The organism is Mycolicibacterium sp. XJ870, assembly GCF_053483975.1.
On record NZ_JBEFTI010000001.1, the window covers coordinates 1,836,945 to 1,850,144 of the forward strand.

Consider the following 13,200-nt stretch of genomic DNA (forward strand, 5'->3'; position numbering starts at 1 on the left):
TCGACACGCTCTAGTCGCGCCACACCTCGTCGACCACGTCGAGGAACCGCTGTGCCGTCGGCGGCGGCTGTTCCCCGGGCCAGGCGATGGCCATCGGAACTCCCGGTGTCCCAACGACTTCACGGAACACCACGCCGGGACGGGTGGCCAAAGCCACTCCCCGGGTGACGAATCCGATGCCGGCGCCGGCGGCAACCAATCCCGCCAGTGTCGTCACCGGTGTGGCTTCCTGCACGACGTCGGGTTCGACACCCGCGCTTCGGAAACAGCCGATCAATTTGTCGAACAACACCGGGCCAACGCTCCGCGGCGCCGTCAATAGCGATTCGCCGGTCAGATCACCGAACGTGACGGATGCGTGTTCGCAGAGTCGATGGCCGACCGGCATGGCCAGCATGAGTGGTTCATCGGGGAGTGCTCGACACCGCAATTGCGTTCGCGCCAGAGGGGGGTGCAGCAGACCGATGTCGATCTCGCCACGATCGAGCGCCTCTTCGACTGCGGGAGAGTTGATTTCGACCAGGTCGATCGTGATGTCGGGGAAGTCGCCGCGGAATCGCTTTACGGCCCGCGGTAAGTGGGTGTACGACGCGATAACGGTGAACCCGAGCCGCAGCCGCCCGTGCAGTCCGTGTTCCGCTCGCCGGGCGATATCGATCGCATGGCCGCCATGGGCAAGCATGGCGCGAGCGGGTCCCTGGAACGCCAACCCGGCCGCGGTGAGCCGGACACCGCGCCGGTCTCGGTCGAGCAGAGTGGCACCCACGTCGCGTTCCAGCGTCCGGATGCGCTGGCTCAGCGCGGGCTGGCTGAGGTGCAGGTCAGTAGCGGCCCGGCCGAAATGCAGCGTTTCGGCTACGCGGAGGAAGCATTCGACCGACCGCAGATCCATACCTGTGATCGTATTTCACTATCACACATATCCAACTACCGATTGATCCTGAATCAGCACTCGTCGAGGCTCATGGCATGACCGCAATGCGTACGTGTGCCATCTGCCTCACGGCCCTCCTCGCCGTCTCTGCCTGCGCTGCCCCGCAGGGTGAGCCGTCAGGGGTGACGATCGAACGACTCGTGACACTCTCGGACGGAGACCATCTCGCGAGCACCTACGCCGACGGAATCTTGGCCCCCGCTCAGGCCAACCATCGCGATCTGTTGAGCACCGTCAGTGTGCGCGACGGCGTGGTGACCGCCGGTCAGGTCGAGGTGTCGAACTCGGTGACTGCTGCGCCGGAAGTACTGGCGTTATCACCCGACGGCGCAACTGCATTCGTCGCCGAGAGGCTGAAGCAACGCGGCCCTGGCGACATGCGGGCGCAGCAACTGGTGGCGGGTGATCAGCTGTTCGCGGTGGATATCTCGGATTGGCAGAACCCGGTGATCGCCGACGTCGCCACGATCGGGCAATCGCCAGAGGCGCTGGCCGTGCACCCGGACGGCACTTATGTTGCCGTGGTGTCGAATACCGCCGACGCATCGATGTTGCAACTCGTGGAATGGGGCGCAGACGGATTCGGCGAAGTCGAACAGTTCGATCTGGCCGGACTGGGGGTGAGCGGTGAGGCGGGGATGCCCCGCGGCGGTGTTACGGCGACCAATGTGCACTGGCATCCGAGCGGCCGTGCGCTGGCTGTCAATGTCAACACCCGGGACCTGGTGGCGTTCTTCACCGTCGACACTTCACAGCCGGGTGGTGTGCAGCCGTGGGGTGCGCCGGTGGTCACCGGAGCGGATCCGTTCGTGGGCCGGTTCACGCCGGACGGGCGCCACTACGTCACGTCGGACTGGGGCCGCGACCTCAACGCGACCGACCTGGCCGGGCGGTTACCGACGGAACCGTCGAGACTCACGGTGATTCGGGTCGGTGAACCTGGCGGCGAACCGCCGCGGGCGGTCGGTTCGGCGGAGTCCGACAAGTCGGCGGAGGGGTTGGCGATCAGTCCTGACGGCCGGTGGGTGGCGACAGTGAATATGCGTGGCACCGCGATACCAACCGGCTCACCAGGATACGACGACCATGCAACCGTGAGTTTATTGCAACTGGATGAGCACAGCGGTCGGCTGTCGAAGGTCGGCGACTACCGTTTGGACGGAGTGCTACCGGAAGGTGGCGCCTTCGATAGCAGCGGACAGTACTTCATGGCGACGGTGTTCGAGGGCGGGCTCGGCTCCGGGGTTCAGGTCTACCGCGTCGGCTCGGATGAATCCCCGGGTCTGACTGCAGTGCAACATATTCCGCTGCCGCACGGCGTACACCACGTGGTGGTGGGCTGACCCGCTACGTGCCCCGCTCAGCTTCGCGAGGCCGTCGTCTGGTCCGGAACACGCTTGAGGCCGCCGGCCGTCGGAGCCGATGTCCGATCGCGCATATCCTCCGCGTGCCGATCAGAACGTAAGGGCACCAACCGAAATTTGGAGTAGGCGACTACGCGTGTCGCCGTGCCTGCGCATTCGTAGCGTTTCCTGCATGACTGCGGCGAAACGGCTGCAGGCTCCTTGCCGAACAGAAAGTGGAACAACTACATGACGATCAACTTGAAACACCAGACAATGCTGCCGTTGACGGTACTCGCGCTTGCCGCACTCGGAGTCATCGCCGGTCCTGTGTCGGCACATGCCGATCCACTACGAGCCGAGCAAGGCACCTGTCTGGAGGGCGAGGTCGAACTCCGACAAGTTTCGCCCGACGGGAAGGTGTCCTTCAAATGCCTTTCCGGAAGGCAGAATACCTGTCTGGAAGGCGAGGTCGAACTCCGCCAAAGTTCTCCCGATGGGAGGGCGTCTTTCAAATGTCTACCTGGAAGACAGGCTCCCGCACAGCAGGCTCCTGCGAAGGCAACCGCAACCGTCGCCGGCGACGTGGATGTGTACAACGCCAAGAATGAACCGGACGGTGCCGGACAGGTTGTCGGCATTCTGCGTGTCGGCCAGGAAGTTGGGCTGGTGGGAAATTGCTCGCCTGAGGCGTGGTGTCAGGTCACCGGCGACACCGTTCCCGGTGGTACCGGTTGGGTGTGGGGGCATCTCCAACTGCCGTAGGTGAGTAAGCACCCGTCCACGCGTCCCACTTGCCGTCGTAACGGGATATCCTTACTTGAGGGGACAGGTAAGGAGCCTTGATGGACGTTGCGGCGAAGGTGACTTCAAAAGGTCAGGTCACGGTCCCGAAGCCGGTGCGCGACGCGCTCGGCATCAAGGAGGGTGACGAGATCATTTTTCGGGTGGAGGGCCAGCGAGCCGTGTTGGCCCGGACACCCAACTTCCTCAGCCTTGCCGGCACGATCCGGGTACCCGCGGCGAAGCGCAATGTCGCGTGGGACGAGGTGCTGCAGCGCACGAGGTCGGAGCGGTTGGCGAATCGGCGTTGAGCGCATTCGTTGACACCAACGTGCTCGTGCGTCATTTGACCGGCGATCCACCGGCGACGGCGGCGCGGGCAACCGCCTATCTCGGTACCGAACGCGACATATTGCTAACCGACCTCGTGTTGGCAGAGACGGTTTACGTTTTGGAGTCGTTCTACGAAGTGCCCCGCGCCCAAGTCGCCGAAGCGATGCGGTCGCTGGTTGCTTTCGACTCGATTGTCTGCGTCGACCCTGCACTTCTGTTGCGCTCCATCGAGGTCTACGAAACCGACCGCATCGACTTCGCCGAGGCGTATCTGGTGGCGTGCGCCGAGACCACAGCGGTCGGCAAGGTTGTCTCGTTCGACCGGTCGATCGACCGGGTCAACACCATCGAGCGGATCGAGCCACCACCTGTGACGAGTTGACCCTGCGGTGAGGGCACAGGGCACTCGCACTTTCCCGCCCGCACCGCAGGATCAACGCTCTAAAGGTCGAGCGCCTGATACGTCCGGCGGACGAACTTCGGTTGCGCCGTCTGCAGTTTCGCCAGTGAGGTGTTGCCGGAGATCGCGGCGGCATCCACCGACATTTCCGGATGGTTCTGGATCAGATAGATCAGGATCATGTCCGCCGACGGGTCGGCCTGCCACCAGGTGCCGTAGGCGCCCGGCCAGCTGAACGTGCCAAGCCCGCCGGGACCGAACAGCTGCCGCGACTTCGCGGGATCGGTCACCACCGACAGGTTGAGCCCGAAGCCGCGACCCATCCAGAACGGTGCGCCCAGGAACGGGTACTGCTTCTGCTCAACGGTCAACCGGTCGGTGCGCATCAACCGCGCCGACTCCTCCGACAGCACACGGACGCCGTCGACCGTGCCGCCGCCCAACAACATTCGGGCGAACTTCAAATAATCGTCGGCGGTGGAGAACAGTCCCGAGCCGCCGGTGCAGAACGGCGGATCGGTGATCGGCGGCGGGCCCATGACGTCGTGGGTCAACTTGTTCTCGGCGGTGAGCTTGTACATCGTCGCGGCCCGACGCCGGCCCGCGGCATCGACGGAGAAGCCAGTGTCGGTCATGCCCAGTGGCTCGAAGATCCGCTCGGCCAGCACCTGTGCCAGCGGCTTGCCCTCGATGCGGGACACGGCTATACCCAGCACATCGGTGGCGTGGCTGTAGGTGAGGCGCTCGCCGGGCTGATGTGCCAGCGGCAGCCTGGCCACCTCGGCCAGCCACCGGTCCTGGTCCTGGCGCAGCGACAACTTCCCGTACGCCGATGCCAGCGGCCCCAGCACCGAGAACACGTACGCCAGGCCACTGCGGTGGGTCATGAGGTCGTCGAACGTGATGGGCCGCCGTGCCGGTTCGGTCTGATCAAGCGAACCGCGTGGTTCGCGCAGCACCCGCATATCGGACAGCTCCGGCAGCCACTTGGTGACCGGATCGGTGAGCGCCAGCTTGCCTTCCTCGACCAACGCCATCGCCGCGGCCACCGTGACCGGTTTCGTCATCGACGCGATGCGGAAGACGGTGTCGCGCTCCATCGGCAATCCGGCGTCGACGTCGCGGTTGCCCAGCGCGTTGACCTGCAGAACTTTGCCCGCCTGCCACACCAGGGTGACCGCACCGGCGAGCAGGCCGGCGTCGATCGCATCCCGGATGGACGTCTGATTGCCATCGAGGTTCACTCGGTCAGGGTAGTCAGCGGCGCCGGTGCAGGGGTCCAGTGGTGGCCGATGCCGCGCTGCAGTCCGGAAATGTCGAGTTGTCTGCCGAAGATCGGTCGACACCTCTACGGTGCGAATAGCGATTTACATCTCACCTCGCCCGCGCTGTGTCGAACTGTGTACGGGGGAGTGCGTATGACGTGCCAGCGGACCGAAGGGGTATATCGAATGCAGAACCACGACAGCAACTACATTGACGGCAAGTGGACCGTGTCGAGCGGAACCACCCGCATTCCCGTCACCAACCCGGCCAATGACGAGGTGATCGCTGAGGTTGTGGCAGGCACGGCCGCCGATGTCGACGCTGCGGTCGCTGCCGCCCGCGCAGCCTTCCCGGCCTGGTCGGCCACTCCCGCCGGCCAGCGCGCCGATTACCTCACCGCGATCGCAGGCAAGCTGGCCGAGCGCGCCGAGGACGTGGCCCGCATCATCACCTCCGAGATGGGTTGCCCGATCTCGATTGCCCGCAAGATCCAGTTGCCGCTGCCGATGAACAGTTTCGCCGAGGCGGCGAACATCGTGCGCGAGTACGAGTTCGAAAGCGAATACCGGGGTTCGACGATCGTGCGGGAGCCGTTCGGTGTCCTCGGTGCGATCACGCCGTGGAACTACCCCCTGCACCAGATCGCGCTGAAGGTCGGCTACGGGCTGGCCGCGGGCAACACCGTGGTGGTCAAACCGAGCGAGGTCACTCCGCTGTGCGCGATCGCGCTGACCGAGATCGTCGACGAGATCGGCCTTCCCCCAGGGGTGTTCAACGTCGTGTTCGGTACCGGTGCGGATGTCGGGGAGGCGATCGCCGGGCATGACGACGTCGATATCGTCAGCTTCACCGGATCCACCAGGGCCGGCAGGCGAGTGCAGGAGGTGGCCGCCCGCACGGTCAAGCGAGTCTCGTTGGAACTCGGCGGCAAGAGTCCCAACATCATTCTCGACGACGCCGACCTGGAAAAGGTGGTACCTGCGTCGGTGAAGTCGATGATGCTCAACTCCGGGCAGACGTGCTCGGCGCTGACCCGCATGATCGTTCCGCGCGACAAGCTGGCTGAAGTGGAGGCACTCGCGAAGGCGACCGCCGACAGGCTGCCAGTCGGCGATCCTGCCGACGACGGAACTGCGCTGGGCCCGCTGTCGTCTCGGGCGCAGCAGAAGCGCGTGCTCGGCTACATCCGTACGGCGATGGACGAAGGTGCGCGGCTCGTCACCGGCGGCGACACCGACACCGACGCCCCTGGCGCCTTCGTCCGGCCAACCGTGTTCTCCGATGTCACCGAAGACATGACGATCCACAAGGAGGAGGTCTTCGGCCCGGTTCTGGCTATCGAGCCCTACGACTCCGAGGAGGACGCGGTCCGCATCGCCAACTCCACGGATTACGGCCTGGCAGGCGCAGTCTGGTCGGGGTCGCAAGATCGGGCCGAGAAGATCGCCCGCCGGATCCGTGCCGGCCAGGTCCAGGTCAATGCGGGCGGATTCAACGCCAACGCACCGTTCGGCGGATACAAGCAATCGGGCAACGGGCGCGAGGCCGGCGTGTTCGGGCTCGAGGAATTCCTCGAGGTCAAGTCGATCCAGCGCTGATCCGCTCGGCCTGCAGCAGCCAGAAGGTGGCTTCCGCACCGTTGTGCGGGAGGGTGGTCACCTCGGTCGTGAGTGAGGTGATGTCCCAGCCGGCCTCACCGAGCGTGGTGCGCAGCGTCTCTTCGGACACCGCGGGCGCCTCCCAGTCCGGCTGCGCCAGGTTGGCGTCGGAGAACGCCCCGAGCAACAAGGTGGCGCCGGGCCTGGTGGCGCGGTGCACGGCGGCGGCGTAACTGCGCTTCCCGTTGTCGTCGAGGCAGTGGTACATCCCGCTGTCGATCACCGTGTCGAAGGCGCCGTCATATCCGTCGAGCCGAGTCGCGTCGGCAACGGCGAACGTGACTTTCACCCCGGCATCGGCCGCGCGGCGCTCGGCGGTGATCAGCGCGGTCGGGGAGATGTCGAGGGCGGTCACCGGGTAACCCTGCTGTGCGAGGTACACCGCGTTGTCACCGAGCCCGCATCCGATATCGAGAACCTTGCCGTGGACCAGGCCGGCTTCTTGCCAGGCGACCACATTCTCCTTGGGTGCCTTCGTGTCCCACGGCGCAGAGGTGACGGCCGGCACACCTTCGGCAGGACTTTCGCCGCGGTACAGGGCGTCGAAGTCGAAGTCGGAACCAGTGGGGCCTGTCATTGGATGCTTGCGGCGTGGATTTACCAGCCCTGGTCGAGGGGGGACGCCGCATCTCCTTTCGGTGTCGGTGGTAGCCGTTATGTTGCCAGGGTGTCGCGCTTTCGGTTGCTTCCTACTGCTGAGCAGGCGGTGGTGTTGGCCGAGCATTGTCGTCACGCGCGGTATGTGTGGAATCTGGCTGTCGAGCAGCAGCTGCATTGGGGGCCGGGACGCCGCGCGCCTGGCTATAACGAGCAGTGTGCTCAGTTGACCGCGGTCCGCGCTGAGCATGATTGGTTGGCGGCTGGGTCGCAGACGGTGCAGCAGCAGGCGTTGCGGGATTTCGCCCGGGCTATGCGCAACTTTTTCGTCGGTACGCACCGTCGTCCGACGTGGCGTAAGGCGGGTGTGCATGAGGGTTTCAGACAGGTCGGCGTCAAACCGCATCAAGTTGAACGTGTGAATCACCGGTTGGCTCGGGTATGGGTGCCCAAGGTTGGCTGGGTGCGTTTTCGTCTGTCGCGCCCGGCGCCGCAGGGGGTGAAGTCCTACCGGGTCACTTGTGATCGAGCGGGACGGTGGCATATTGCGTTCGCACACGTCCCTGATCCGATCGCCGGTCCGGGTGACGGCTCCGTGGTGGGTATCGATCGTGGGGTTGCGGTGTCGGCGGCCTTGTCGACCGGCGAGTTGCTGCACGTCCCGGGGTTGAGTCCAGGTGAGGCCAAGCGGTTGCGGGTGTTGCAGCAGCGGTTGGCCCGGGCAGAGCGCGGTTCCAAGCGGCGGGCGCGCACCAAGCGCGCGATCGCCAGGTTGAAGGCCCGTGAGGCCGATCGGCGCAAGGACTGGGTGGAAAAGGCCAGCACGGACATCGCGCGGCGCTTCGACACGATCCGCATTGAAGCCCTTAACGTGAGGGCGATGACGCGCAGCGCCCGTGGCACGGTCAAGCAGCCCGGCGTGCGGGTGGCGCAAAAGCGGGGTCTCAACCGGGGCATCCGGCGCAGTGGATGGGGATTGCTAGCTGCGCGCTTGCAGCACAAGGCTTCTGGTCGGGTCGAGCAGGTCCCGGCCGCGTGCACGTCGCAACGCTGCTCGGCGTGTGGGCACCTCGCTCCCGGAAACCGCAAGAGCCAAGCGGTGTTCGAGTGCGAAGCTTGCACCGCGGGGCCGTGCAACGCCGACGTGAACGCTGCACGCAACATCGCCGCCGGGCGGGCGGTGACAGCACGGGGAGACCTCGGCGCTAGCCGGTCTGCGAACCGTGAACCTCAACCCCCTCCTGTCGCATCGGTAGTGGGTGGGGTTGAAATTCTCCGGATTCAGGGGGAGGACGCCAATTTCGCCAGGGTAGTCCGGCTCTGTTAAGCTGCCCGGCAGTTCGACGTCCTTTAACGATCCGTCCCGAGAGGCGGAGAAGGAGGTCAGAGTCACATCATGGGCTCTTCAGGTTCCGACCGGGAATTGCTGTCTGCGGCGGACGTCGGCCGCACCATTTCCCGGATCGCGCATCAGATCATCGAGAAGACGGCGCTGGACGATCCCGCGGAGCGGGCCCACGTCGTATTGCTGGGCATCCCGACCCGCGGCGTGATACTGGCCTCCCGTTTGGCCGAGAAGATCAACGAGTTCGCCGGTGTCGAGCTGCCGCACGGCGCACTGGATATCACGCTCTATCGCGACGACCTCAACTTCAAGCCGCCCCGGCCGCTGGCCTCCACTTCGATTCCCGCCGGCGGCATCGACGATGCCGTGGTGATCCTCGTCGACGACGTGCTCTACTCCGGGCGCTCGGTGCGCTCGGCCCTCGACGCGCTGCGCGACATCGGCCGCCCGCGCAGTGTGCAGTTGGCGGTGCTCGTCGACCGGGGCCACCGGGAGCTGCCCATCCGCGCCGACTACGTCGGCAAGAACGTGCCGACCTCCCGCAGTGAGAGCGTTCACGTGTTGCTTTCCGAACATGACGACCGTGACGGAGTAGTGATATCAAAGTGACGACGCGCCACCTCCTGTCGGCAGCGGATCTGTCCCGCGACGACGCGACCGCGATCCTCGACGATGCCGATCGGTTCCGGGAGGCGCTGTTGGGCCGCGAGGTCAAGAAACTGCCCACCCTGCGCGGCCGCACGATCATCACGATGTTCTACGAGAACTCAACGCGTACCCGGGTGTCGTTCGAGGTGGCCGGCAAGTGGATGAGCGCCGACGTGATCAACGTCAGCTCCTCGGGATCCTCGGTGGCCAAAGGCGAATCGCTGCGCGATACCGCACTGACCTTGCGGGCCGCAGGGGCCGACGCGCTGATCATCCGCCACCCCGCATCGGGTGCCGCGCAGCAGCTGGCGGAGTGGACTCTGGAGGGCGAAGGCGACGGACCCAGCGTGATCAACGCCGGCGACGGCACACATGAGCATCCGACCCAGGCCCTGCTCGACGCGCTGACCATCCGCCAACGCCTCGGTGAGATCGAGGGCAAGCGGGTGGTCATCGTCGGGGACGTGCTGCACAGCCGGGTGGCCCGGTCGAATGTGACGCTGCTGGCGACCTTGGGGGCCGAGGTGGTGCTCGTGGCGCCGCCGACGCTCCTGCCGGTGGGAGTCGACGGCTGGCCGGTGTCGGTCTCGTACAACCTCGACGCTGAACTGCCGGCCGCCGACGCGGTGCTGATGTTGCGCGTACAGGCCGAACGGATGAACGGCGCGTTCTTCCCGTCCGCACGCGAATACTCAGTGCGGTACGGACTGTCCGAGAAGCGGCAGGCCATGCTGCCGGACCGCGCCGTGGTGCTCCATCCCGGCCCGATGCTGCGCGGCATGGAGATCGCATTCCCGGTGGCCGATTCATCGCAATCCGCGGTACTGCAACAGGTTTCCAATGGCGTGCATGTACGGATGGCGGTGCTGTTCCATCTGCTCGTGGGCGCAGACCGGGAGGCGATCAGCGTATGAAGCAACAGGTACTGATCCGCGGAGTGCGGCTCTACGGCGAAGGTGACGCCGTCGACGTATTGATCGACGACGGGCAGATCGCCGAAATCGGTTCCGGGCTAGCGATTCCCGACACCGCCGACGTGATCGACGCCGCCGGTCAGGTGCTGCTTCCCGGGTTCGTCGATCTGCACACCCACCTGCGTGAGCCTGGCCGGGAGTATGCCGAGGACATCGAGACTGGTTCGGCGGCAGCGGCGTTGGGCGGCTACACCGCGGTGTTCGCGATGGCCAACACCGATCCGGTCGCCGATTCCGCAGTCGTCACCGACCATGTCTGGAACCGCGGCCAGCAGGTCGGTCTGGTCGACGTGCATCCGGTGGGCGCGGTCACCGTGGGGCTGGAAGGCAAGCAGCTCACCGAAATGGGCCTGATGGCAGCCGGAGTCGGGCAGGTGCGGATGTTCTCCGACGACGGACTGTGCGTGCACGACCCGCTTGTGATGCGTCGCGCGCTGGAATACGCGACGGGCCTCGGGGTGCTGATCGCCCAGCACGCCGAGGAACCGAGGCTGACAGTCGGTGCTGTCGCGCACGAGGGCCCCCACGCCGCCAAGCTCGGTCTTTCGGGCTGGCCGCGCTCGGCCGAGGAGTCGATCGTCGCCCGCGATGCGATCCTGGCCCGTGACGCAGGCGCCCGGGTTCATATCTGCCACGCCTCCACCGCGGGCACCGTCGAACTCCTGAAATGGGCCAAGGCGCAGGGCATTTCGATCACCGCCGAGGTCACCCCGCACCACCTGCTGCTGGACGACACCCGCCTGGCCTCCTACGACGGCCGCAACCGGGTCAATCCGCCGCTGCGGGAGGCGGGAGACGCGCAGGCACTACGCCAGGCGCTCGCGGACGGTGTCATCGACTGTGTGGCAACCGACCACGCGCCGCACGCCGAACACGAGAAGTGCTGTGAGTTCTCGGTAGCCCGGCCCGGCATGCTGGGACTGCAGACTGCGTTGTCGGTGGTGGTGGACACCATGGTGCGCCCCGGGCGCCTCACCTGGCGCGGCGTGGCCAAGGTGATGAGTGAGGCCCCGGCGGCCATCGTGGGCCTGCCCGATCAGGGCCGGCCGCTGGAGGTCGGCGAGCCGGCCAACCTGACGGTGGTCGATCCGGAGGCGACGTGGACGGTGGCCGGCACCGAGCTGGCCAGCCGCTCCGACAACACCCCGTTCGAATCGATGGAGTTGCCCGCCACGGTGACTGCGACCCTGCTGCGTGGTCGGATCACCGCGTTGGACGGGAAGTGCAAACCGTGAACACGCCTACGCTGATCGCGTCGCTGGTGATGGCTGCGTTGATCGCGGTCCTGATCGCGGTCCTGATCCGCCAGATGATGCGCGGCTGGCTGCGCCGTGCGCAGCGCCAGGCGGAGTTGATCGGCAGTTTGCCTGCGCTGCCCGACACAGTCAGTGCGCCGACAGTTGGAGCCACCAAGGGGCTCTACGTCGGCAGCACACTCGTCCCGCACTGGAACGACAAGGTCGCGGCCGGCGACCTCGGGTTTCGGGCCAAGGCGGTGCTGACGCGTTATCCCGAGGGAATCATGATGCAGCGCAGCGGCGCCGGGCCGATCTGGATTCCCGCCGATTCGATCACCGCGATCCGGACCGAACGGGGCATCGCGGGCAAGGCACTCACACATGACGGCATTCTGGCGATCCGATGGCGGCTGCCGTCGGGCGCCGAGATCGACACAGGTTTCCGCGCTGACGACCGCGCAGAGTACGACCGCTGGTTGGAGGAGAAGGCATGACGAACAGCGAGAAGCGGAGCGGATCGCGCATCAGCTCTGTGGCTGTCCTGGTACTTGAGGACGGTCGCGTCTTCACTGGCACCACATTCGGGGCGATCGGTCAGACGCTCGGCGAGGCAGTGTTCTCCACCGGCATGTCGGGCTATCAGGAAACGCTCACCGACCCCAGCTACCACGGCCAGATCGTGGTCGCGACCGCACCGCAGATCGGCAACACCGGGTGGAACCGTGAAGACGGCGAAAGTCGGGACGACAAGATCTGGGTGGCCGGCTATGCGGTGCGTGATCCGTCACCGCGGGCATCGAATTGGCGGGCCAGCGGCACGCTAGACGACGAGCTGGTGGCCCAAGGCGTCGTCGGCATTGCCGGCATCGACACCAGGGCCGTGGTGCGCCACCTGCGCACCCGCGGATCGATGAAGGCCGGGGTGTTCAGTGGGGTTGCTGCAGAAGCTTCCGCTGACGAGCTGCTGGCCCGGGTGCGCAGCCAGCCTTCCATGCTGGGGGCGAATCTGGCCGGGCAGGTCAGCACCAGTACGCCCTATATCGTTGAAGCAGAAGGCGCGCAACGCTTCACGGTCGCCGCCATCGATCTGGGCATCAAGACCAATACGCCGCGGAATTTCGCCCGCCGCGGCATCCGCAGCCACGTGCTGCCGTCGGCGGTGGAATTCGAGCAGATCGCCGACCTCAAACCTGACGGAGTGTTTCTGTCCAACGGGCCGGGAGACCCCGCGACGGCCGATCACATCGTCGGCGTGACCCGCGAGGTGCTCGGCGCGGGAATCCCGTTGTTCGGCATTTGTTTCGGCAACCAGATCCTCGGTCGGGCGCTCGGCCGGTCCACCTACAAGATGACGTTCGGTCACCGCGGCATCAACATCCCCGTCATCGACCACATCACCGGCCGCGTCGCGATCACCGCGCAGAACCATGGGTTTGCCTTGGAAGGAGAAGCGGGGGAGTCCTTCAACACCCCGTTCGGCACCGCAGAAGTCAGCCACACCTGCGCGAACGACGGTGTGGTGGAAGGTGTCCGGCTCGTCGGCGGCCGAGCCTTCTCGGTGCAGTACCACCCGGAGGCCGCGGCGGGCCCGCACGACGCCAACTACCTGTTCGACCAGTTCGTCGACCTGATGTCTGAGAGCAAGGCGGGAAAGAAGTGATACGTCCCACCGCGACCGTGC

General features: G+C 65.9%; 14 protein-coding genes. 11 read left to right on the forward strand and 3 right to left on the reverse strand.

The genetic code is table 11. The features are described from left to right. Nucleotides 1–10 precede the first annotated feature (10 nt). The gene (locus ABQF30_RS09210) at nucleotides 11–892 is read right to left on the reverse strand and encodes a LysR family transcriptional regulator (RefSeq protein WP_448462542.1); all 882 of its coding nucleotides are present in this window, start codon (nucleotides 890–892) and stop codon (nucleotides 11–13) included. Between the two features lie 164 nt (nucleotides 893–1,056). Between ABQF30_RS09210 and ABQF30_RS09215 the strand changes: the two genes are divergently transcribed. The 4 genes from ABQF30_RS09215 to ABQF30_RS09230 all read left to right on the forward strand — a co-directional run bounded on the left by ABQF30_RS09215 (nucleotide 1,057) and on the right by ABQF30_RS09230 (nucleotide 3,775). Then, the gene (locus ABQF30_RS09215; RefSeq protein ID WP_448462544.1) at nucleotides 1,057–2,277 is read left to right on the forward strand and encodes a lactonase family protein; all 1,221 of its coding nucleotides are present in this window, start codon (nucleotides 1,057–1,059) and stop codon (nucleotides 2,275–2,277) included. Between the two features lie 249 nt (nucleotides 2,278–2,526). Then, complete coding sequence (locus tag ABQF30_RS09220; RefSeq protein ID WP_448462546.1) at nucleotides 2,527–3,042, forward strand: SH3 domain-containing protein; 516 nt, start codon at nucleotides 2,527–2,529, stop codon at nucleotides 3,040–3,042. A gap of 80 nt (nucleotides 3,043–3,122) precedes the next feature. Further along, complete coding sequence (locus tag ABQF30_RS09225; protein WP_448462548.1) at nucleotides 3,123–3,371, forward strand: AbrB/MazE/SpoVT family DNA-binding domain-containing protein; 249 nt, start codon at nucleotides 3,123–3,125, stop codon at nucleotides 3,369–3,371. After that, nucleotides 3,368–3,775, forward strand: coding sequence for a type II toxin-antitoxin system VapC family toxin (locus ABQF30_RS09230; RefSeq protein ID WP_448462550.1), 408 nt, complete (start codon nucleotides 3,368–3,370; stop codon nucleotides 3,773–3,775). Before ABQF30_RS09225 ends, ABQF30_RS09230 begins: the two co-directional genes overlap by 4 nt. 59 nt (nucleotides 3,776–3,834) lie before the next feature. Here the strand turns inward: ABQF30_RS09230 and ABQF30_RS09235 are convergent, their stop codons facing one another. After that, the gene (locus tag ABQF30_RS09235) at nucleotides 3,835–5,037 is read right to left on the reverse strand and encodes a serine hydrolase domain-containing protein (protein WP_448462552.1); all 1,203 of its coding nucleotides are present in this window, start codon (nucleotides 5,035–5,037) and stop codon (nucleotides 3,835–3,837) included. A 207-nt stretch (nucleotides 5,038–5,244) separates the two neighbouring features. Here ABQF30_RS09235 and ABQF30_RS09240 point away from each other — a divergent pair, with 207 nt between their 5' ends. After that, nucleotides 5,245–6,657: an aldehyde dehydrogenase family protein gene (locus ABQF30_RS09240; protein WP_448462554.1), complete on the forward strand. Its 1,413-nt coding sequence runs from the start codon at nucleotides 5,245–5,247 to the stop codon at nucleotides 6,655–6,657. On the opposite strand, the gene ABQF30_RS09245 is transcribed toward ABQF30_RS09240, so the two are convergent. Continuing rightward, on the reverse strand, nucleotides 6,638–7,294 hold the full coding sequence (locus tag ABQF30_RS09245; RefSeq protein WP_448462556.1) for a class I SAM-dependent methyltransferase: 657 nt from the start codon (nucleotides 7,292–7,294) through the stop codon (nucleotides 6,638–6,640). The two genes, ABQF30_RS09240 and ABQF30_RS09245, sit on opposite strands and share 20 nt — an antisense overlap. Before the next feature lie 90 nt (nucleotides 7,295–7,384). Between ABQF30_RS09245 and ABQF30_RS09250 the strand changes: the two genes are divergently transcribed. The 6 genes from ABQF30_RS09250 (at nucleotide 7,385) to carA (ending at nucleotide 13,179) form a co-directional block, all read left to right on the forward strand. Next, nucleotides 7,385–8,641, forward strand: coding sequence for an RNA-guided endonuclease InsQ/TnpB family protein (locus ABQF30_RS09250; RefSeq protein WP_448462558.1), 1,257 nt, complete (start codon nucleotides 7,385–7,387; stop codon nucleotides 8,639–8,641). 69 nt (nucleotides 8,642–8,710) lie between these two features. Continuing rightward, complete coding sequence (pyrR, locus tag ABQF30_RS09255; protein ID WP_448462560.1) at nucleotides 8,711–9,268, forward strand: bifunctional pyr operon transcriptional regulator/uracil phosphoribosyltransferase PyrR; 558 nt, start codon at nucleotides 8,711–8,713, stop codon at nucleotides 9,266–9,268. Next, the gene (locus ABQF30_RS09260; RefSeq protein WP_448462562.1) at nucleotides 9,265–10,221 is read left to right on the forward strand and encodes an aspartate carbamoyltransferase catalytic subunit; all 957 of its coding nucleotides are present in this window, start codon (nucleotides 9,265–9,267) and stop codon (nucleotides 10,219–10,221) included. Before pyrR ends, ABQF30_RS09260 begins: the two co-directional genes overlap by 4 nt. Then, nucleotides 10,218–11,516: a dihydroorotase gene (locus ABQF30_RS09265; protein ID WP_448462564.1), complete on the forward strand. Its 1,299-nt coding sequence runs from the start codon at nucleotides 10,218–10,220 to the stop codon at nucleotides 11,514–11,516. The genes ABQF30_RS09260 and ABQF30_RS09265 overlap by 4 nt, the downstream gene beginning before the upstream one ends. Then, nucleotides 11,513–12,013, forward strand: coding sequence for a PH-like domain-containing protein (locus tag ABQF30_RS09270; RefSeq protein ID WP_448462566.1), 501 nt, complete (start codon nucleotides 11,513–11,515; stop codon nucleotides 12,011–12,013). Before ABQF30_RS09265 ends, ABQF30_RS09270 begins: the two co-directional genes overlap by 4 nt. Further along, a complete protein-coding gene (gene carA / locus ABQF30_RS09275; RefSeq protein WP_448462568.1) occupies nucleotides 12,010–13,179 on the forward strand; it encodes a glutamine-hydrolyzing carbamoyl-phosphate synthase small subunit in 1,170 nt (389 codons plus the stop codon). The genes ABQF30_RS09270 and carA overlap by 4 nt, the downstream gene beginning before the upstream one ends. Nucleotides 13,180–13,200 lie beyond the last annotated feature (21 nt).

Bases quoted from the DNA above. Each gene is read 5' to 3' on its own strand.
- ABQF30_RS09210 (WP_448462542.1), bottom strand. From the start codon at position 892: ATGGATCTGCGGTCGGTCGAATGCTTCCTCCGCGTAGCCGAAACGCTG.
- ABQF30_RS09220 (WP_448462546.1), top strand. From the start codon at position 2,527: ATGACGATCAACTTGAAACACCAGACAATGCTGCCGTTGACGGTACTC.
- ABQF30_RS09225 (WP_448462548.1), top strand. From the start codon at position 3,123: ATGGACGTTGCGGCGAAGGTGACTTCAAAAGGTCAGGTCACGGTCCCG.
- ABQF30_RS09240 (WP_448462554.1), top strand. From the start codon at position 5,245: ATGCAGAACCACGACAGCAACTACATTGACGGCAAGTGGACCGTGTCG.
- ABQF30_RS09245 (WP_448462556.1), bottom strand. From the start codon at position 7,294: ATGACAGGCCCCACTGGTTCCGACTTCGACTTCGACGCCCTGTACCGC.
- pyrR (WP_448462560.1), top strand. From the start codon at position 8,711: ATGGGCTCTTCAGGTTCCGACCGGGAATTGCTGTCTGCGGCGGACGTC.
- ABQF30_RS09265 (WP_448462564.1), top strand. From the start codon at position 10,218: ATGAAGCAACAGGTACTGATCCGCGGAGTGCGGCTCTACGGCGAAGGT.
- carA (WP_448462568.1), top strand. From the start codon at position 12,010: ATGACGAACAGCGAGAAGCGGAGCGGATCGCGCATCAGCTCTGTGGCT.